General features: G+C 72.3%; 18 protein-coding genes. 10 read left to right on the top strand and 8 right to left on the bottom strand.

Going from position 1 to position 19,853, the window contains the following annotated elements:
* Position 1: 1 nt before the first annotated feature.
* The 3 genes from RAN62_RS12610 to RAN62_RS12600 form a co-directional block, all read right to left on the bottom strand.
* On the bottom strand, positions 2–1,846 hold the full coding sequence (locus tag RAN62_RS12610) for an SCO2524 family protein (RefSeq protein ID WP_305784758.1): 1,845 nt from the start codon (positions 1,844–1,846) through the stop codon (positions 2–4).
* A 43-nt stretch (positions 1,847–1,889) separates the two neighbouring features.
* Positions 1,890–2,690 carry an SCO2525 family SAM-dependent methyltransferase gene (locus tag RAN62_RS12605; protein WP_305784757.1) on the bottom strand — a complete coding sequence of 267 codons (801 nt, stop codon included), beginning with the start codon at positions 2,688–2,690 and terminating at the stop codon, positions 1,890–1,892.
* A 572-nt stretch (positions 2,691–3,262) separates the two neighbouring features.
* Positions 3,263–3,688 carry a DUF6879 family protein gene (locus RAN62_RS12600; RefSeq protein WP_305784756.1) on the bottom strand — a complete coding sequence of 142 codons (426 nt, stop codon included), beginning with the start codon at positions 3,686–3,688 and terminating at the stop codon, positions 3,263–3,265.
* A gap of 89 nt (positions 3,689–3,777) precedes the next feature.
* Between RAN62_RS12600 and RAN62_RS12595 the strand changes: the two genes are divergently transcribed.
* Positions 3,778–4,389 carry an FMN reductase gene (locus tag RAN62_RS12595; RefSeq protein WP_305784755.1) on the top strand — a complete coding sequence of 204 codons (612 nt, stop codon included), beginning with the start codon at positions 3,778–3,780 and terminating at the stop codon, positions 4,387–4,389.
* A 75-nt stretch (positions 4,390–4,464) separates the two neighbouring features.
* Positions 4,465–5,031 carry a histidine phosphatase family protein gene (locus RAN62_RS12590; protein ID WP_305784754.1) on the top strand — a complete coding sequence of 189 codons (567 nt, stop codon included), beginning with the start codon at positions 4,465–4,467 and terminating at the stop codon, positions 5,029–5,031.
* Between the two features lie 315 nt (positions 5,032–5,346).
* Here the strand turns inward: RAN62_RS12590 and RAN62_RS12585 are convergent, their stop codons facing one another.
* A complete protein-coding gene (locus RAN62_RS12585) occupies positions 5,347–6,441 on the bottom strand; it encodes an ROK family transcriptional regulator (protein WP_305784753.1) in 1,095 nt (364 codons plus the stop codon).
* Positions 6,442–6,487: 46 nt separating this feature from the next.
* Here RAN62_RS12585 and RAN62_RS12580 point away from each other — a divergent pair, with 46 nt between their 5' ends.
* The gene (locus tag RAN62_RS12580) at positions 6,488–7,729 is read left to right on the top strand and encodes an MFS transporter (RefSeq protein ID WP_305784752.1); all 1,242 of its coding nucleotides are present in this window, start codon (positions 6,488–6,490) and stop codon (positions 7,727–7,729) included.
* 162 nt (positions 7,730–7,891) lie between these two features.
* Here RAN62_RS12580 and RAN62_RS12575 read toward each other — a convergent pair whose 3' ends face one another.
* From RAN62_RS12575 to RAN62_RS12565, 3 genes are all read right to left on the bottom strand, one after another.
* A complete protein-coding gene (locus RAN62_RS12575) occupies positions 7,892–8,707 on the bottom strand; it encodes a DUF998 domain-containing protein (protein WP_305784751.1) in 816 nt (271 codons plus the stop codon).
* 62 nt (positions 8,708–8,769) lie between these two features.
* Complete coding sequence (locus RAN62_RS12570; RefSeq protein ID WP_305784750.1) at positions 8,770–9,939, bottom strand: carboxylate-amine ligase; 1,170 nt, start codon at positions 9,937–9,939, stop codon at positions 8,770–8,772.
* Positions 9,936–10,901, bottom strand: coding sequence for a methyltransferase (locus RAN62_RS12565; protein WP_305784749.1), 966 nt, complete (start codon positions 10,899–10,901; stop codon positions 9,936–9,938). The genes RAN62_RS12570 and RAN62_RS12565 overlap by 4 nt, the downstream gene beginning before the upstream one ends.
* A gap of 345 nt (positions 10,902–11,246) precedes the next feature.
* Here RAN62_RS12565 and RAN62_RS12560 point away from each other — a divergent pair, with 345 nt between their 5' ends.
* A complete protein-coding gene (locus RAN62_RS12560; RefSeq protein WP_305784748.1) occupies positions 11,247–11,711 on the top strand; it encodes a hypothetical protein in 465 nt (154 codons plus the stop codon).
* A gap of 130 nt (positions 11,712–11,841) precedes the next feature.
* Here RAN62_RS12560 and RAN62_RS12555 read toward each other — a convergent pair whose 3' ends face one another.
* Positions 11,842–12,498: a hypothetical protein gene (locus RAN62_RS12555; RefSeq protein WP_305784747.1), complete on the bottom strand. Its 657-nt coding sequence runs from the start codon at positions 12,496–12,498 to the stop codon at positions 11,842–11,844.
* A gap of 208 nt (positions 12,499–12,706) precedes the next feature.
* On the opposite strand from RAN62_RS12555, the gene RAN62_RS12550 reads away from it, so the two are divergent.
* The 6 genes from RAN62_RS12550 (at position 12,707) to RAN62_RS12525 (ending at position 19,845) form a co-directional block, all read left to right on the top strand.
* Positions 12,707–14,188 (top strand): efflux RND transporter periplasmic adaptor subunit, encoded by a 1,482-nt coding sequence (locus RAN62_RS12550; RefSeq protein ID WP_305784746.1) that lies wholly within the window; start codon positions 12,707–12,709, stop codon positions 14,186–14,188.
* Between the two features lie 247 nt (positions 14,189–14,435).
* Positions 14,436–15,119: a response regulator transcription factor gene (locus tag RAN62_RS12545; RefSeq protein WP_305784802.1), complete on the top strand. Its 684-nt coding sequence runs from the start codon at positions 14,436–14,438 to the stop codon at positions 15,117–15,119.
* 94 nt (positions 15,120–15,213) lie between these two features.
* Positions 15,214–16,671: a sensor histidine kinase gene (locus tag RAN62_RS12540; RefSeq protein ID WP_438874493.1), complete on the top strand. Its 1,458-nt coding sequence runs from the start codon at positions 15,214–15,216 to the stop codon at positions 16,669–16,671.
* 68 nt (positions 16,672–16,739) lie between these two features.
* Complete coding sequence (locus RAN62_RS12535; RefSeq protein WP_305784745.1) at positions 16,740–17,948, top strand: efflux RND transporter periplasmic adaptor subunit; 1,209 nt, start codon at positions 16,740–16,742, stop codon at positions 17,946–17,948.
* A complete protein-coding gene (locus RAN62_RS12530) occupies positions 17,945–18,661 on the top strand; it encodes an ABC transporter ATP-binding protein (RefSeq protein WP_305784744.1) in 717 nt (238 codons plus the stop codon). Before RAN62_RS12535 ends, RAN62_RS12530 begins: the two co-directional genes overlap by 4 nt.
* Positions 18,658–19,845, top strand: coding sequence for an ABC transporter permease (locus RAN62_RS12525; protein WP_305784743.1), 1,188 nt, complete (start codon positions 18,658–18,660; stop codon positions 19,843–19,845). The genes RAN62_RS12530 and RAN62_RS12525 overlap by 4 nt, the downstream gene beginning before the upstream one ends.
* Positions 19,846–19,853 lie beyond the last annotated feature (8 nt).

Below are 19,853 nucleotides of genomic sequence, written 5' to 3'. Positions count from 1 at the left end.
GTCACATCGTCCCGTGCGTCGCCTGCCGGGCCGCCGAGAGCCGGTCGAGCCGGCGCAGGACGTCCTGGGCCACGGCCACCGCCACCCCGGGGCGCTCGCGCCGGCGGTTCCGCGCTCGTTCCAGGTCGATGCCTATCTGCTTGAGCTCGGCGGCCAGGGAGTCGCCGCTGTAGGTGGAGTTGTTGAGCCGCTCCCGGTCGTAGAGGTGCTCCGCCTCGATCAGCAGCTCCGCGGCGATGTCGGCCAGCAACTCGCTGCGCAGCGGCGGTTCGTTGATGATGTGCGAGGCCGTCACCAGGCAGTCGACCACGCGCTTGGTGTAGTACCAGGAGACTTCCGTGAACTTGACGTCCAGCTGCGGGAAGGCGCCCGCGGGCTGGTCCCACAGCCCGTCCGTGAGCCCGCCGGTCAGCGAACGGTTGTCCAGGTGACGCCACAGCTCGTCGGCGAGGTCGAGCAGCCGGCTCCGCGCCGTGCCGTCGGCGAGCAGCCCGGCCAGGTTGAGGGTGCGGCGCAGCAGGAGCGGGGAGATGTCGGCGACCGTCCAGGCCAGCTTGGGCCCCCCGGCCGTTTCGCTGCCCTCCAGTACGAACCTGAGGCCGGGGTGGTGCACGTCGAGCGCGGGTTCGCGTTCGGTGGACCGCCGCGTGATCCGGCTGCGGTTGGCGACCTCTTCGAGCACGTCGGCGACCCGGCTCAGGTCGGCGTCGGGGGCCCGTACGGCGATCTGGTTCTGCACCATCATGCCGCTCACCAGCAGCGTGAAGTAGTCGGCCTCCACGCCGTCCGTCGTGCGCCAGGGCAGATCCTCGAGCGGCCAGCGGGCCTGGCCGAAGCCGGCGATCGCCGCCCAGTACGACCGGGTCAGCTCGAAGCGCAGCTGCAACGACTGCGCGAGCTTGAGCTGGGCCTCGTCGAGCAGGCCGAGCAGCCGGGTCCGTTCCGACGACAGCGCCTGGATGGCGTCCAGGGCCACGGTGGTGAAATACAGGTACGGGGCGTTCTGGGCCCGGCCCGGACGCTGCACGCCCACGTCGGACGTCTCGATCTCCGGCGCCTCCTGGACGATGCCCCAGCTCCAGCCGCACTCGAAGAGCCGGTTGGGCAGGTCGAACTCGCCGCTCTCCTTCGTGCCGGACCCGATGGTGACGTCGTCGCGCAGCCGGGCGTTGATCTCCCGCAGCGCGTTGCGCAGCTCCTCGACCACTTGCCGGGTGGGCCGCCGGTCCTGGTTGACCATCCGGACCAGCTCCTGGCCGAAATCGTCCTCGGCCGAGAACACGTTGACGGCGAAGCTGCGCAGGAGTCCGACCATGGCCGCGGTGAGCCGCTTGCTCGCGGCGCGCTCCAGCTCGGCCACCTCGTCCAGGAGCTCCGGACGGGTCACGATCTGCCGGAAGATCCGGGTGAAGCCGATCGTGGCCAGCATCAGCGTGATGCTCACCGAGAACGAGTCCACCACGTCGAGGCGGCGCTGCTGCGGCTCGATCTCCGCGCCGGGCTCGCCGGGCTCGAAGTAGGTGTCGCCCGAGAAGATCGGCGTGCCGTCCGCGTCGGTGTAACGGTCGACGTACTTCTTGAGCGCCCGGACCAGGCGTTGCGGCACCTGCACGTGCGTGCCCATGGCGTCGAGCGCGTCCAGCACGTCGCGCTCGGCGACGTTGGGATTGTCGAGGCGGAACAGGGGGATCTCGGTGGCGGGCGCCAGGACGCAGAGAAGCTGCTCGGCGTCGCTGATGGAGTTGGCGCCGTCACGGCCACCGAACTGCCAGTCACCGTCCACGAAGGACAGCCGGGCGGTCGAGCGCCACATGTCGAGGAGCTGCTGGCGTGGTTGGATCTGCATCGGGTTGCCGTCACCTACCCGTCGGTCGGGCCTCGCCGGTTCGCTACACCATCTTGCGTCCGGTCGCGACGATCATGCCGCCGTAACCGTCGCGCAGGTCCTTGCTGTCGACAGTGGTGATTGTGACATCCCGCGCAACCCCCGCGAGGGCCCGGACGATGTCATCCTCCTCGACGGAGCACGCGGGAAAGTTGACGTTGCCGACCCGGTAGCCCGAGGAATTCTTCATGAAGGCGGCGGCGAACGGGGCGTGCCTGCGCAGCGAGCCCACGAACTTGCCGACGGCCCGCTGGAACTCATCCTCCCGGGTGGTGATCGACTCCGCGACGAAGAACATCGTGCCCATGTCGTAACGGCCCGGCTCGAGGCGGAACAGGTTTCCCTTGGTCACGTGCGCGCGCCGCGACAGCAGGTCGAGCGGATCATTGATCTTTCCGTACGCGTCGCGGTCGAGCGCCATCTCCGACCAGAACTGCCACCACGAGTCGTTCGGCTTCCTCAGCTGCTGGTCGAGCCAGGAGCAGTTGGACGACGCCCGTTCGAAGAGCGTGATCTCCGAGGTGAAGGGCAGCATGGCGAGCGCGGGATAGAGATTCGCACCGGCGCCGACGTCGATGGCATGGCGCAGCCAGGTGTCCGGATAGCGCCGCCGGCAGTCGTCGAAGAACGAGGTGACGATGCCGATGATCTGGCGATCGTCCGGCCGGAGCATGCCGTAGTTGTGATCGAAGTAGGCCTCGGAGTCGAACTCGTCCCAGTCGACGTCGAGATTGCCGATCATCTTCCAGGTGTCCGCATGGCCGGCGCGCGCCTGCTCCGTCCATGACGTCGTCGTGACGGTCACGGACGGCGATCTCTCTGCAGGCTTCGCCACGGATATCCTCCGGCGCTCCGGGCGCGTCGGCGCAGACAGGTCGCCCTCAGCCCAGAGTAGGCCCTCGGCACCCATCACGCTGAGTGCAACATTTTCACATGTTGCGACCACCCAACGTCGACGCGTCTCACTGGTCCAGTTCCATTACAGCAAATGGCACTAGCCCGTTGTGGCGAATCCCCTGAGGGACGCAACCATGGCGGGCTTTGGGGGCAGACGATAGGGCGCCGGTTTTGGGTGGTCAAGTCTGCTGGTCAGAGCGCGTCGCGGGGTTCGGCCGAGGTGAGGGGCCCGCGGCGGGCGAAGGATGTGATCCATCACGGTCGATGAGCGTTTCCGTGCGCCGGTCGCCCTGATGCTGGTGACGGCGCTCCGGCCACAGTAATCGCCGGGGTCAAGGATGGTTCGAGTGGTCAAGCGGGCACGCCCGCCCGCCGGTGCCGCGAACGCGCCTGCCGGTCGATGATCAACGGTTCGCATGGCTCATGCGGATCACCTGGAAGGCTGTCCCCCCGAAATGGTGATGACCCGAACGAAGGATGTCACGGCTCGCCGGCGCCTCTCGCATCGTGCTGCTCCGGCGCTTCGGCAGCCTGCCACATCTGATCGAACCGTCTGCGGCGATCCGCCACTCGCCAGTCCGGGACCAGGGTCACGCTCGCGATGGCCGGACGTGCTTCCGCTTCCACCAGCGGGGCGGACCGCAACTCGTGGCTGAGGCTCCCGTCGAAGAGGATGAAGTCGACCGTGTCCGTGGGGAGCGGGAAGTCCAGCTTGGCCGGTTGCAGCACCCGGATCTCCGCGCCGATCGCCCGATGGGGAGCGAGCACGGAACTCAGCAGTGACTCGTCCGCCTGGGTGTCCTCGTCCAGCAGGAACAGCCGGCGGATCCGGACCCCGCGCTCGGCTATGGCTCGGCGCTGCCCGGCCGGACGCAAGGGGACGCTCAGGTGTGGTGCGGGACGCACTTCCGGTCGGTCTTTGACTGTGAAATATTTGTTCAGGCAATGATGTTGTGAGGGCCGTACGGAACGGGCCGAGCCTGGAGGTCGGGATCATGAAGGAACGCACTGTTGTCGTTGTGTCGGCCGGGTTGAGTCAGCCCTCGTCGACGCGGCTGCTGGCGGACCGGTTGGCCGCGGCGGTGGCTGCGCAGGCCGGTGATCAGGGCGTCAACGTCACGATCAGGAACGTGGAGCTGCGGGACGTGGCGCACGATCTCATGAACCACATGCTCACCGGATTCCCGCCCGCTTCGCTCAAGGCGGTGCTCGACGAGGTGGAGGCCGCGGACGGGCTGATCGCTGTCACGCCCGTGTTCAATGCTTCGTACAGTGGGCTCTTCAAGTCGTTCTTCGATGTCCTGGACAAGGACGCCCTGGTCGACAAGCCGGTGCTGATCGCGGCGACCGGAGGCACCGCGCGGCACTCGCTGGCGCTGGAGCACGCGCTGCGGCCCATGTTCGCGTACCTGAGGGCGGTGACGATGCCCACGTCCGTCTTCGCGGCCTCCGAGGACTGGGGCGGCGACGAGGACGCGCTGCACGGACGCGTCGAGCGGGCCGGCGGGGAGCTGGCCCGGGAGCTGTCGCGGCGCGAGCCGGTGACGGTGGCCGATCCGTTCGCGCTGACCGCGTCGTTCGAGGAGATGCTCGCCCGCGGGGCCTGAATTCCGGCTCGGGCGGTGGCGAGGCCGCCGGCGGGGTACACATTTGACTGAGGCGCGCTTTCGAAGGGGAACATCATGGGCGAGATCGTGCTCATCCGGCACGGGCAGACCGAGTGGAGCGCCAACGGGCGGCACACGTCGTACACGGAGCTGGAGCTGACCGAGACCGGTGAGCAGCAGGCCCGGCTGGCGGGGGAGCGGCTGCGGGGGCGCAGCTTCGCCGCGGTGATCTCCAGCCCGCGCAAACGGGCGCTGCGCACCGCCGAGCTGGCCGGCCTCACCGTCACCGAGACGACCGAGGACCTCGCCGAGTGGAACTACGGCGAGTACGAAGGCATCACCACCAAGACCATCCACGAGACCCGCCCCGGCTGGTCGCTGTGGCGCGACGGTGCCCCGGGCGGCGAGACTCCCGACGAGGTCGCGGCGCGGCTGGACCGGGTGCTCGCGCACGCGCGCACCTTCCTCGAGCAGGGTGACGTGGCGCTGATCGCGCACGGGCACTCGCTGAGGGTGGCCGGGGCGCGCTGGATCGGCCTGCCCGCCAGTGGAGGCGGCCTCCTGCGCCTCGACACGGCGACGGTGTCGACGCTCGGCTTCGAGCACGGCAACCCCGCGATCGACACCTGGAACGCCGCCTGACACCTGCCGGCCAACGGCCGGTCGTCGCGGCGCCCGGCCGTCGTGCGCCGGCTCCTTTCCCGGTACGCCCGGCAGCCTGTCGTCGCAACGACAGCGCACCATCTGCGTGAGTGCGGCGGACGTGGCGTGCCGGCGACGCTGTGTGAGGCAGACGACGGGGCTCGCGGCGCAGGAAGTGACTTGTGCCGTATGGCTCGTGCGTGCGCGTGGGCTGCAGGAAGTGGCGTATCGACCTCTGGTGCGGCGTCGCGAGCGTGGTGCGCGGGGCTTGGCGGCACGCTGGTCGGCCGGCGACGCGTTGCGTGGGTGCGGTGGTCAGAGCGGCGCCAGGCCGGGGATGCCGTATCTGTCGTCGAGGACCTGCATCGCGGCGCCGGCGGCGATGACGTCCTCGCCCAGGCTGGTGAGGGACAGGTCGACGGTCAGCCAGTCGGCGCGGGGGACCTCGGTGCGCAGGGCCTGCTCGACGGCCTGCCGATAGACGTCACCGTGGGCGAGCAGGTCGGCGCCGGCGAGGACGACGTGGGACAGGTCGAGGGTCTGGAGCAGGTTGACCACGCCGACGGCCAGCACCCGGGCGGCTGTCTCGAGGTCGCCGCGCTCGACCGCCCGGTCGTGCACGGCCTCCAGGCAGCCCCGGCGCCCGCACACGCACGCGGGACCGTTCAGCTCGACGACCGTGTGACCGAACTCGCCGGCGTTGGTGTGGGCGCCGCGATGGGCCGCGCCGTTGAGCCAGAGGCCGGCCCCCACGCCCGCCTCGACCATGATCAGCGCCGCGTCACGGAACGCCGCGCCGCGCCGCCAGCCCTCCGCGGTGACGCCCGCCGTGACGTCCTTGTCGACGTGCACCGGCAGCCCCAGGGCCTCGGTCGCGAACTCCACCAGCGGCACGTCGTGCCAGTGGCGCAGCCGGTGCGCGCCCCGGACCGTGCCCGCGGCGTGGTCGAGCGGGCCGATCATGCCGATCCCGACGCCCGTCAGCCGCCCGGACAGATCATGCGCGCGCCCGGCCTCGTCGATCAGTCCGGCCATCGTGTCGACCAGCTGACCGGGCGTGAAATCGGGCGGCAGCGGCGTCACCGTGGACCACAGCACGGTGCCGGCCAGGTCGGTCAGGACCATCCGCAGCGTACGCCGGGAGACGTGCGCGCCCAGCGCACAGCGACTCCCCGCCACCAGCTCGTAGACGCCCGCCGGGGCCCCGATGGCCGGCCGGCGCACGCCCGCGGGGGCGACGACGCCCTCGTCCATGAGCCGGGTGAGGATCTTGGAGACGGCCTGGAGGGTGAGTCCGGTGGCCTCGGACACGGTCGTGCGCTCGAAGGTGCGCAGGGTGCGGGCAAGGGTCATGACCAGGGCGTCGTTGTAGCCCTTCAGGAACGTGAGGTCCGCGGCGGTGCGGTGCATGGGATCACAATACCCCTTGCGCAACGCCGTTGCTAAAGTCGTCGGCGTGGACCCATTGACCCCTCGCCGTCGCTGGACGGCTCTGCTCGCACTCGCCCTCGGCGGCGTCGCGGTCGGCCTGACCGAGTTCGTCGCCATGGGCCTGCTGCCCGAGATCGCCCGGGGTCTGCTCGGCGCCGAATACGCCCGATCCTCCTCCGACGCGGTCGCCCACGCCGGCTGGATGATCACGGCCTACGCGCTGGGCGTGGTGGTCGGCGCGCCGACGATCGCCGCCCTGACCGCCCGCGTGGCCCGCAAGAAGCTCGTCATCGGCCTGCTCGTGCTCTTCGTGGCGGGCACCGTGGCCTCGGCCCTGGCGCCCACGTTCGAGCTGGTGCTCGCCGCCCGGTTCGTCGCCGCCCTGCCGCACGGCGCCTATTTCGGCGCGGCCGGCCTGCTCGCGGCCACCCTCATGGGCCCGGGCAACGAGGCCCGCGGCTTCGCGGCCGTGCTGGGCGGCCTGACCGTGGCCAACCTCGTGGGTGTGCCGCTGATCACCAAGCTCGGCCAGGCGACCGACTGGCGCGTCGCCTATCTGACCGTCGCCGGGGTGTTCCTGCTCACCCTGCTCGCCGTCGCCCTCACCGTGCCCGAGGTGAGGGCCGCCGAGGGCGGGTCGCCGGCCGCTGAGCTCCGCGCGCTGCGCCGTCCCCAGGTCTGGCTGGTGGCCTCGACCGCCGCCATCGGCTTCGCGGGCTTCTTCGCCATCGACAGCTACATCGCGCCCGTGACGACCGACGTGGCGGGCCTCTCCGCGGGCACCGTGCCCTGGGTGCTGGTCGCCGTGGGCCTGGGCATGACCGTGGGCAACGCGCTCGGCGGCTGGCTGGCCGACCGCAACCTGCGCCGCGCCATGCTCGTGGGCTTCCCGGCCATGATCGCGAGCAACGCGCTCTTCGCCCTCGTCGCCGGCAACACGGCCGGTCTGTTCGTCGCCGCCTTCCTCATCGGCGCCACGTGTCTCTTCCTGGCCCCGGCGCTGCAGGGCCGGCTCATCTCCGTGGCCCCCGGCGCGCAGCTGATGGGCGCCGCGGTCAACCAGTCCGCCATGAACATCTCCAACAGCCTCGGCGCGGCCCTCGGCGGCGCGGTGATCGCCCACGGGCTCGGCTACCGGGCTCCGGCCTGGGTCGGCGTCGTCCTGGGCGTGATCGGCTTCGGGCTGGCCGTCGTCAGCTTCACCCTCGACCGTCGCGGGACGACCATCCCCGCGGAGGAGGCGCCGATGGTTCCCGCTCTGCCATGAGATCGGCGGTGCTGCGCCGGGCCGCTGTGAGCCGGCGCTGATGCCCCGGGTTGCTGTGATCCGGCGCTGATGCCCCGCGTCGCCGTGAGGCCGGTGGCGTTGCGCCGTCTTGCCGGGAGGTGGCGGCCGGGCTTCGGCTTGTCGCGGGCTGGCGGTCCTGCGTCAGCTTGCTGGGAGGTCGGGGGCGGTGGGCCGGCTTGGCGGGAGGGCGGTGGTTCGGCGGCGCCTGACTGTGAGGCCGGCGGCTCCGGTCCAGGTCAGGCCGGTGAAGAGGGCGATGCGTTCCAGGAGTCCGCTGGGGGTGTCCGGCCAGATGCCATAGGCGTCGAGCAGGACGAGGATCGTTGCGGCGGCGAAGGCGAGGGTCATCACGGTGGCGACGATGCGGGCGTAGCGGCGTGGGCCGAGCTTGAGGGTGGCTTGCAAGCCGGTGAGGAAGACCAGGATGCCGGCGGCCTGGTGGAGTTGGCCGACGAGGGTGGTCGCCGGCGGGGTGCCGGGTGGGAAGCCGAGGCCGGGGTCGGTCGGGAGGGCTGCGGTCAGGGCGAGACCGGCGGCGCAGGCCAGGACCCAGGGGGCGGCCCGGCTGGGCGAGCGGCCGGGGCGGGTTGCAGGCCGTCGGTCCAGCCCCAGCCGGCGATCAGGTTGGTCGGCGGGGCTGTGGGGTGAGTGGGTAGCGGGGGGCTTCGCGCCGGCTGCAGGGGTGCCGGCGGTGGGGGCTGAGGGCTGGGTGTGGCGGCGCAGTGCCAGGGCGTAGAGGGCCAGCCACAGGCTGCACAGGGCGACGTTGAGGGTGCCGTGCCAGGCTTGGGGGCCCAGGGCCAGCTGGCTGACCCAGTTGCGCCAGGGGTCGTAGCCGGGGCGGGTGGCGCTGTCCAGGGTCACGACGGCGATCATCTGGACGGCGGCGACGGCGCCGAGGGTCAGGGTGACGTTGCGGCGGGGGTGGGGGTGCCGTGCGAGGCGGGCAATGCGCACCTCCTGAGCAGTACCACGGGGCTCCAACCGGCGACGTCACCGGCTGGCCCCGGGCGGATCGGTCAGGCGGAGACCTCGCGCAGGGTTGTCAGGAGGTCGGCCTTGGCGGTGAAGATGCGTCGCTGGCGGGCCGCGCCGGTGCCTTCCGAGCGCACTCGGGCCAGCTCCTCCCGGACGGTGCTGTCGTCGCCGAGTTGGTGCAGGGCCTTCGATGCGTACGCGGTCAGGTCGTCCACCACGTCCCACGCCGGCCGGGCCGTGCCTGTGCGCGCGTCCAGAAGCATGCCGTCCAGGCCGTTGCGCGCGGCGCTCGCGTGGGCCGCTTCCAGGGCGTGATCCGGTACGTCCCCCGCGTCGGCGTCCGAGGCGAGGATCGTGACGACGAGGGCCCGGACGAGTCCCGCCACGAGCACCGTGTCCGCGGCGGTGAGGCACACGTCGGCCACGCGGATCTCGACCGTCGGCCAGGTGGCGGACGGGCGGGCGTACCAGAGGATCATGGTTTCGTCGAGGATGGCGCCGCCGGCGGCGTACTCGGCGACCGCCCGGTCGAAGTCGGCGCCGGACCGGAAGGGCGGGGTCGGGCCGAGCAGAGGCCAGCGCCGGAGTTGCATCGACCGCCAGCTGGCGTGGTTCGTGTCCGTGCCCTGGTAGAACGGCGAGTTCGCGGCGATCGCCTGGATCACCGGCAGCCAGGGGCGCAGGCCGCGGCACGCCCGGATCGCCGCCTCCCGGTCCGGGACGCCCACGTGCACGTGGCAGCCGCACACCGCCGCGTCCGCTCCGATCGGGCCGTAGTGGCGCGTGATCGTGCGGAAGCGGGCGTTGTCGGGCGGGTCGCGGTCCGGGTCGGCGACCGGGGTCGCCCCGATCGGCGTGAGGAGGGCGCCGGCGGCGGCTGCCGACTCCGCGGCCGCCGAGCGGATCAGGGTGATTTCCCGGCGGAGCTCGTCCAGCCCGGGGCAGACCGGCGTGACCATCTCCAGCATGCTGCCGCGGAACTCCTGGCGGCTCTGGGCGCGTACGGCGTCCGGCAGCCCCGCGACGACCTTGTCCGCCAGTGCGGTGTTGCGGCCGGTGTCCGGGTCGAGCAGCAGGTACTCCTCCTCGACGCCGAGCGTCGGCGCGACGAAGTCACCGAGCGTCGGCGCGACGGAGTCCCCGGCCGTCGGCGCGGCGGAGCCACCGAGCGTCGGCGCCGCGAACGGGACCGGGGCGGACGAGCGGGTCACGAACGTCCCGCCGGGGCGCGCGTCGCGGTGAGAAGGACCACGGCGAGCCGCTCGGCGTGGGCGTAGGCGGAGTCGAGATCCTCGCCGTACACGTCGGGGTCGAGCTCGCGGTAGTCCCAGCTCAGGTCCGTGCCGTCGAGGTGCTCGGCGATCGCGGCGCGCAGCGGGTCACGGCCGGCGACGACACCCGTACCGCTGAGGAGCACCAGGGAACCGCCCGGCTGGAGCCGCTGCACCGCCGTGTCCACGACGGCGAGGGTGAGCCCGTGGCCCTCGGGGCCGCCGCCGTCACGGTAGGCGCGGCCGGCCGGGTCGATCATGAAAGGCGGGTTCGACACGAGCAGGTCGAACCGGCCCGGTACGTCGCTGAGCAGGTCACTGTGCCGCGGACGGACGTTCGGGGTGCCGGCCAGCCCGGCGTTGACGCGGGTGCACCGCAGCGCGTCCGGGTTGATGTCGACGGCGAGCACCTCGGCGTCGCGGGCCCGCTTCGCCACCGTGATCGCGCCCGCGCCGGTGCCGCAACCGATGTCGGCCGCGCGGCGCACCGGGGCCTCGCGCCGGGCGAGCAGGGCCGCGGCGGCGTCCGCCATCCGGTAGGTGTCCGGGCCGAAGAACACGGACCCGGCCGCGTCGGTCGGGAAGGCGGAGTGCACGAACAGCTCGTCGTCGTACGTCGAGAAGCGCACCGTGCTCCGCGACAGGCCCTCGCCCGCGGGCTCGACGACCCCGGCCGCCTCGAGCAGGCCGGCGATGTCGGGGGGCAGCGTGCCCGGCGCGTACGGGCGGCTCCAGCCCAGCACGTCGCGCAGGTCACGCGCCACGGCGTGCTCGGGGCGGCTGTTGACGCGTGCGTGGGTGGCTGGCGTGACCGTCGTGAACGTGTAGCCCTGCCGCTTGAGCACCGCGCCGAGTTCGAGGAGGGCGGCGGTGCCGGTCGTGGTGTCGGTCGTCGTGATCACGGAGCCCGCATCCCCGGATCGGCGCCGACTATGCGCACGGTTTTGTCCCGTCCTGAGCTGATCACCAAGCCGGGCGCGCCCCGATCGGGGGACGGCGGGAACTCGTCCGGGGGACGCGGAGAGATCGTCCGGGGCGCGCGGCGGAACTCGTCCGGGGCACGTGGCGGGGACTCGTCCGGGCGACCCTGGGGGACTCGTTCACCCGGCGGGAGGCGTCCTGTTCACCGCCCGGACAGGCGAGTCGATCATTGTCATCGGACACACAGGTTTCCCACACGCAGGCCCAAGGCTGGCGGCGAAAGGTGGGGGTGCGCAGGGAACGATCGTACGGCTTGGGGGAGTCCGATGCTTGTGCAGCTGAACCGCACCGACCAGAACCGGGCGTTCGCGCCGAACACCACGCCCGCCGCGGCGCCGGACCTCAACGAGCCGCGGCCCGCGCCCGTGGTCGTCGTCCTCGGCTACGCCGGGCGGGCCGCCGGGCTCGCGGCCCATCTGCCGGGCGGGTGGTCCGTCCGGGCCGCGACAAGCTTCGACGAGGTACGCCCGGACGAGATCGTTCTCATCAGCGGCGCCCGCGAGTGGGATCTCGTCTCGGCCCGCGCGGTGCTCCCGAAGCGCACGGCCGTCGTGGCCCTCGTCGACGACGACGCCCCGGCCGAGCTGGTGGCCGCCGTGCTGACGGCCGGGGCCGACGCCTGCGTACGCGGTGGTCAGCCCGCCATCCTCGCCGGTCACCTCGTCGCCTGCCGGCGCCGCCAGCTCGCCGACCGCTGGATGAACCTCGAGCGCACCTTCCCGAACCTCTGACCGCCCGCGCCGCAGTGAGGCTGCCCGCGCCGGGGTGAGGGCCCGTTCGGGACGGGTGAAGGCCGGGCGCAGCACGAGCGACCGCGCCGGCGTCACGGGGACGCCGGCCCGGTCATCACCGCGGGGAGCCTCAGGAGGTCGCGCTCGCCGAGGGGGCCGGGGCGAGCGCCTTGCAGGTGTCGACGGCTGCCTTGACCTTGGCGTCGCTCGTGTCGGGCTGCCGGCCGTCGGTCAGCGTGACGCCGTGGTCCTTCAGGCAGTTGGTGTAGGCGGCGTTGGCTCCGTTGCGCCCGCCGCCGTTGCCGTTGCGGCCGGCGCCGAAGCTCGGGCGGACGGACGCGCAGGCCGCCTGGGCCTTGTCCCATGTGTCCTGGTCGACGTTGTCCGGCTTCTGCATCATGCCGCCGCCCGGGAAGCCCCCGCCGCGGTTGCCGCCACCCGGGCCCCCGCCGCCGGGACCCGCGCTGCCGGACGGACGCGGCTGGCCGGACGGGAAGCCACCTTGCGGCCCACCCGACGGGAAGCCGCCCTGCGGACCGCCCGACGGCGCGCCGGAGGGCCGCACCCGCGCCCCGCCCGACGGCATGGTGATCGTGACGCCGTTCTCCTGCAGGCAACTGGTGTACGCGGCGAAGGCGCTGGTGCCGCCCGGCCCGTTCCCGTTGTCGCCGCCGCCGGTGGCATCGTCGGAGCCGCCGCCGCACGCCGCGACGGAGAGCACGAGCGCCGCGGAGGTCACGAGCAGCCCGGCGAGCCGGCGGGGGGACGACATTCTGTTGAGCGGCACGTCTCTCTCCTTCACGTGAGCGCCGCCACGCCAGGCGGACACGACCGCCCACCCCATCGCCTCCACCTCCCGGCACGGTGGGACAAAGCTCGGAATTGCCTATGAGACACCCGCCGGCCGGGGCGATCAGGGCCGCGCGGCGCATTCCGAGGCAACTCCGAGGCGGGACCGAGCCCGCGACGAGGACTGGCCCGCAGACTCTCCGGCCATGGGAATCGGCCTGACCGCCTGGCGCGGCGGAAATCGGCGCTGGGTGCTCGTGGCGGCCGGCGTTCTCGTGGTGCTGCTCGTGGCCGCGGGTGTCGCCGTCGCCATGACCGCGGGGGCCGACGAGGCACCGAAGGCCGTCGCCGCCACGGTCGCCGCGGACACGGGCGCGGTGACCGCCGAGGTGGCGACGACCGGGACCGTCGAGCCGGCGCAGACGCGGACACTGTCGTTCACCGTCGCCGGGACGGTCGAGTCGGTCAAGGTCCGTCCGGGTACCGCCGTGCAAGCAGGCCAGGCTCTGGCGAGTGTGGACGACTCCGATGCTCAGAGTGCGGTTGATTCAGCAGAGCAGACTCTGGCGGATGCACAGGACTCGCTAGCCGAGGCGCAGGACGCCGCCACCGACGAGTCCACGAGCACGACGCCGACGGGATGTGCCGCTCCGGCCGCCTACACCGACCCGGCCGCCTACACCGACCCGGCCGCCTACACCGACCCGGCCGCCTACACCGACCCGGCCGCGCGCGTCGCCCCGGCCGCGTACGCCGACCCGGCCCCGACGGCGACGAGTGCGAGCCCGAGCCCGACCTCGACCAAAACGCCGAGTGCCGCCCCGAGCCCCTCCCGGACGGCGAGCCCGACGCCCACGAAGACGAAGACCACCAAGCCGGCCGCCACGACAACGACGAGACCGGCCACGACCACGGCACCCGCCGGAGCACCCCGCGGCGGAACCGGCGGTGATCAGGGCAGCGGGACCGGCGGCAATCAAGGCGGCAACCAAGGCAGCGGCACTCAGAGCTGCGGAGGCACCACCCAAGGCGGCACTCAAGGCGGCACCCAGAACGGCGGCCAAGGCGGCAACCAGGGCCAGTCAGGCGACGCCGTCCTGAGCGCCCAGCAACGCGTCAACCAGGCCGAAGTCGCCCTCGAGAACGCCGAGGACAACCTCGAGGGCACCACGATCACCGCCCCGATCCGCGGCAAGGTCCTCACCGTCGCGGGCAAGGTCGGCAGCCAGGTCGGCGGCGGCTCGACCTTCATCACGCTCGCGGACGTCTACGACATGCAGATCAGCGCCGACTTCCCCGAGGCCGACGCCGGCCGGCTCGCGGTGCGGCAGAAGGCGGTCGTCACGCTCGCGGACCGGGCGGGGCAGGACTTCGAGGCCACGGTGGTCCAGGTGGACCCGGTCGGCACGAGCGACGGCACCATGGTCACGTACGGCGTCGTGCTGTCCTTCGCCGAGGCGCCGCAGGACCTGCTCGTGGGGCAGACCGCGGCTGTCCGGGTCACGACCGGTTCCGCCGACGGCGTGCTGCGGGTGCCGAGCACGGCCGTCCATGACGTCGCCGGCACCAGTGGCACGGTCCTCAAGGGCGGGGCGAAGGTCACTGTGGGTGTCGGGCTGCGCGGGGACACGTACACGGAAATCACCTCGGGTCTCGCTCAGGGCGAGCTGGTCACCCGGTCCTGGTGAACACACACCGCATTCATGGGGAATTCAAAGGAAGCGTTGATATCCCTTCCAGGTGCCTCTCGAAACGCAGCATTCGCCGACAAGCGGCTTCGCCGCACTGCAAGGAAAGACCGGGGGAGTCGCCGTCACCGAGCCGCCCGCAGCCGCCCGGCCGACGCAGCCGCCCACGGTCGCCGGGCCTACGCAGCCGGCCGCAGGCGCCCGCTCGACGCAGCCGGCGGCGGCCAACCGGCCGACCCGCGTCCTCGTGGTCGACGACGAGCCCAACATCTCCGCCCTCCTCTCCGCCACGCTGCGGCTGGTCACCTTTGACGTCCGGGTCGCCGACTCGGGCCACGGCGCGCTGGTCGCGGTCGAGGAGTTCGACCCGGACCTGGTCGTCCTCGACGTGATGCTGCCGGACCTGGACGGCTTCGACGTGGCCCGCCGCCTGCGCGCCGCCGGCCGCGGGACGCCGGTGCTCTTCCTCACCGCGCGCGACGCCGTCGAGGACCGGGTGGCCGGCCTGACCGCGGGCGCGGACGACTACGTGACCAAGCCGTTCAGCCTGGAGGAGGTCGTCCTGCGCATCCGGGCGATCCTGCGCCGCAGCCGGCCCGAGCTGGAGGCGCCGCCGGAGACGGGCGTGCTGCGCTACGCCGACCTGGAGCTGGACGAGGACGCCCACGAGGTGCGCCGCGCGGGCCGGCTCATCGACCTGTCGCCTACCGAGTTCAACCTGCTCAAGTATCTGCTGATCAACGCGGGCCGGGTGGTCAGCAAGGCGCAGATCCTGGACCGGGTCTGGAAGTACGACTTCGGCGGCGACGGCCGGATCGTCGAGTCCTACGTCTACTACCTGCGCCGGAAGATCGACAAGACCGGCCAGCCCCTGATCCACACCGTCCGCGGCGTCGGCTATGCCCTGCGCCTGCCCCGCAACGACGAATGAGCAACGACGAATGTGCAACGACGAATGTGCAACGACGAATGTGCAACGACGAATGAGCAGCGACGAATGAGCAGCGACGAATGAGCAACGACGAGTGAGGAAGCCGCGCCACTGGACCCTGCGCTCGCGGCTGGTCCTCATGGTCGCGGTGCTGAGCGCCGTCGCCCTGCTCGGGGCCAACGCCGCGGGCATCCTTCTGCTCCGCAGCTATCTCAACGACCGCGTCGACGAGCAGCTGACCGCGATGGCCCGCCCCTTCGACAAGCCGCCGGGGGTCTTCGGCGGCCGGCGCGCGCTGCGGCTCGGCGCCGACCAGGTCATGTACGTCTACTCCGCCGACGGCACCCTCGACACCACCGAGAGCTCGACCGCCGACGCGAATCGCCCGCCGGCGCAGCGCCCCGCCCGCACCGGCGAGCCCTACACCGTCGCCGCGCAGGACGGCAGCGCGAACTGGCGACTGCTGGCCCGGGCGACCGAGTCGGGCGGTGCGGTGGTCATCGGGACGTCGCTGTCGGAGGTCGAGGAGACCGGCGACCGGCTGCTGCTGATCGACGTCGGCGTGACGGTGCTGGTCCTCGCCCTGCTCGCCGCCGGGGCCGCGGTCGTCGTCCGGGTCGGGCTGCGCCCGCTGACCGAGATGGAACGGCTCGCCGCGGACATCTCGGCCGGCAACCTCTCCGGCCGGGTCGCCGACACCGATCCGCACACCGAGCCCGGCCGGCTCGGCGGCGCGCTCAACCTCATGCTCGCCCGGATCGAGGCCGAGATCTCCGCCCGTACGGCCTCCGAGCAGCGTCTCCGCCAGTTCGTCGCGGACGCCTCGCACGAATTGCGCACCCCGCTCACGTCGATCCGCGGCTTCGCGGAGCTCTACCGTCGCGGCGGCGCCCCGCCCGGCCCGCAGCTCGACGAGACGATGAGCCGGATCGAGGGCGAGGCGGGCCGGATGGGCGTGCTCGTGGAGGACATGCTGCTCCTGGCCCGGCTCGACAAGGAACGGCAGCGCGTCAACCGGCCCGTGGACCTGCTGGAGATCGCCGCCGACAGTGTCCGCGACGCGCACGCCCGGGTGCCCGACCGGCCGGTACGCCTCGCCACCCTCGACGACGACAGTGACACGTTCGTGCCGCCGACGGTCCTCGGGGACGAGCACGGTCTGCGCCAGGTCGCCACGAACCTGGTCGCCAACGCGCTGCAGCACACGACCTCCCCGGCCCGCGTGACCGTGCGCGTCGGGAGAAGAGAGAAGCATGTCCCCGCCGCCGGGGCCGTCCGGGCGGGGGCGGTGCGGGAGGGCGTACCCCTGGCCGTGCTGGAGGTCTCGGACGACGGCCCGGGCGTGCCCGCCGAGCACGCGCCGCGGGTCTTCGAACGGCTCTATCGCGCGGACTCGAGCCGGACGCGCGGCAAGGGTGGCGGCTCGGGGCTGGGCCTGTCGATCGTCGCGGCGATCGTGGACGGGCACGGCGGATGGGTCGAGCTGGACCAGGCGGCCGGGCGCGGCGCGACCTTCCGGGTGTCGATCCCGGCGATCGACACCGAGCCGTGAGAGGGTTCCGAGCCCGCTCCGAGGTTACGCCGTAATTCCTCCCAGGACGCTTCGCCACAGTGTCCGTCATGCCAGCCCTCCGTGCCCTGCGACGGCCCGCCGTCGCGGTCAACGCCGCCCTCGGGCTCCTGCTCGCCGGCGGCGCCTTCTGGGCGTACGAGACCCTGTCCGGACCGGACACCGGGACCGCCGCCGTGGCGTCCACCCGGACCGTGGCCGTCCAGCAGGGCACCGTCACCGCCTCCGTCACCGCCGACGGCTCGCTGGAGAGCGCCAGCTCGGCCAGCGCCGGCTTCGTCACCGGCGGCACCGTCACGAGCATCTCGGTGCAGGTGGGCGACAAGGTGAAGAAGGGGCAGGTGCTGGCGAAGGTCGACCCGGCCGCGGCGCAGCGCACGCTGAACGCCGCCGAGGCCGATTTGGACGCCGCGCAGGACTCCCTGGCCCGCGCCGAGGACGCCGGGTCGGACACGAGCACCGCCGAGAACGCGGTCACCCAGGCGCAGCTCGCCGTCGACGAGGCGGAAGCCGGGGTCGCCGGGACGACGCTCAAGGCGCCGATGGCCGGGACGGTCGTCGCGGTGAACGGCACGATCGGCAGCTCATCCTCCGGGAGCGGGAGCGGGAGTGGGAGCGCAAGCACGCAGGGACAGGGCTCACAGGGCGGAGGCCAAGCGGCCACCACCACCAGCGAGAGCAGCGGCTTCGTCGACATCGCCGACCTGAGCAAGCTGCAGGTGACGGCCGCCTTCGCCGAGGCCGACGCGACGAAGATCAAGGACAAGCAGGCCGCCACGATCACTTGGAACGCCCTCGACGGCACGCGGGAGACGGGCCAGGTGGTCGCCGTCGACCCGAACGCGACGACCTCCGGCAGCACGGTGACCTACGGCGTGACGCTCAGCCTCGACAAGGTGCCGGCCGGCGCGAAACCGGGCCAGACGGTGTCGGTCGCGGTGACGACGGGCACGGTCGACAACGCCGTGTACGTCAACTCCGCCGCCCTCACCACGGCCGGCAACCGGCACACCGTGACCGTCGTGACGAACGGCGTCGCCGAGACCCGCTCGGTGGAGATCGGCCTCGAGGGCGACACCGCCGTCGAGATCAAGTCGGGCGTGACGGCGGGGGAGCAGGTCCAGATCAAGACCACGACGACCTCCACCTCCAACCAGCAGGGCGGCTTCCCCGGCGGTGGCGGCGGGCTGCAGGGCGGCGGCGGCTTCCCCGGCGGAGGCACCGGTGGTTTCCAAGGCGGCGGGCGGGGCGGGCGATGACCCGGCCGGTGCTCGACGTGCGTGAGCTGCGGAAGACGTACGGCACGGGGGAAGCGACCGTGCACGCCCTCGCCGGCGTGTCCCTGACCGTGGACCGCGGCGACTACGTGGCGATCATGGGCTCCTCCGGATCCGGCAAGTCGACGCTGATGAACATCCTGGGCGCGCTCGACATCCCGACCTCCGGCACGTACCTCCTCGACGGTGTCGACGTCAGCCAGCTGGCCGACCGGCAGCTGGCGCTGGCCCGCAACCGGTTGATCGGGTTCATCTTCCAGGCCTTCAACCTCATTCCGCGTACGTCGGCCGTGGCGAACGTGGAGCTGCCGCTCGCCTACGCCGGGGTCAAACCCCGCGAGCGCCGCCGCCGCGCGATGGCCGCCCTGGAAGTCGTGGGACTCGCCGAGCGGGCCAGGCATGAGCCGAACCAGCTCTCCGGCGGGCAGCAGCAGCGCGTCGCCGTGGCCCGCGCGCTGGTGACCGAGCCGGCACTGCTGCTGGCCGACGAGCCGACGGGCAACCTGGACTCCAAGTCGACCGAGGACGTGCTGGAAGTGTTCGACCAGCTCAGCGCGGCCGGCCGCACGATCGTGATCATCACGCACGAGGACGAGGTGGGCGCCCGCGCGAAGCGGCTGATCCGCCTGGTCGACGGGAGAATCGTGCTCGACCAGCGGCAGCAGCAGGTGCTGACGGGACGGCACGCGTCGTGAGCTTCTTCGAGGTCATCCGCTTCGCGCTGCGCGGCCTGTCGGCCAACAAGCTGCGCTCGGCGCTCACCATGCTCGGCATCCTCATCGGGGTCGCCGCGGTCATCCTGCTCGTCGCGGTCGGCAACGGCTCGGCCCAGGCGATCAGCGACCGCATCGAGGCCCTGGGCACCAACACCGTCACGGTCATGAGCAGCGGCCAGTCGTCGTCGCTCACCCCCGCGATCGCGGACGCCCTGGCCGACCCGGTGCTCGCCCCCGACGTCGCCTCGGTGTCGCCGGTGGTCAGCGCCTCGGCGACGATCGGCTTCGAGGGCACCGACCACGACGTGAGCAGCTTCGTCGGGACCACGCCGAGCTGGTTCACCTCGTCCAACACCCCGGTGGGTACGGGCGCCGCGTTCACCTCCGACGACGAGGCCCAGGCCCGGCGGGTCGTGGTCATCGGGCAGACCGTGGCCGAGGAGCTCTTCCCCGGCACCGACCCGGTCGACCAGCAGGTGACCGTGGGCGGCGCCCTCTTCACCGTGATCGGCGTGCTGGCCGAGAAGAGCTCGACCGGCTTCACCGACAGCAACGACACGGCGGTCGCCCCACTGTCCGCGGTGCGGCAGGTGCTCACCGGCTACGGCTCGATCAACTCGATCCTGGTCGAGGCGGCCGACCCGGGCCGGGTCGACGCCGTGCAGTCCGAGATCACCACGATCCTGAACCAGCGGCTGAAGGTGGCCGCGGGCAGCACCAGCACCCCGTACCGGATCCAGAACGCCTCGCAGCTGCTGGAGACGCAGACGGAGACCGCGGACACCTTCACCACGCTGCTCGGGGCGGTCGCCGCCATCAGCCTGCTCGTCGGCGGCATCGGCATCACCAACATCATGCTGGTCACCGTCACCGAGCGGACCCGCGAGATCGGCATCCGCAAGGCCCTCGGCGCGCCCCGCCGGGTGATCCTCACCCAGTTCCTCATCGAGGCCACCCTGCTCAGCGTCATCGGCGGCCTGCTCGGGGTGGCCGCCGCGCTGATCGGCAGCCACTTCACGATCGTCGGCGTCAAGCCGGTCATCGTGCCCAGCTCGGTCGGGCTCGCCCTGGGCGTGTCCATCGCCATCGGACTGTTCTTCGGCGGTCTCCCCGCGAGCCGCGCCGCCCGGCTGCGCCCCATCGAGGCGCTGCGCTACGAGTGAGGACCGTT

The sequence above is a fragment of the Symbioplanes lichenis genome (genome assembly GCF_030709675.1).
Classification (GTDB): Bacteria; Actinomycetota; Actinomycetes; order Mycobacteriales; family Micromonosporaceae; genus Actinoplanes; species Actinoplanes lichenis.
The sequence above is the reverse complement of the archived record's forward strand: the minus strand, read 5'-3'. Positions and strand labels throughout refer to the sequence as shown.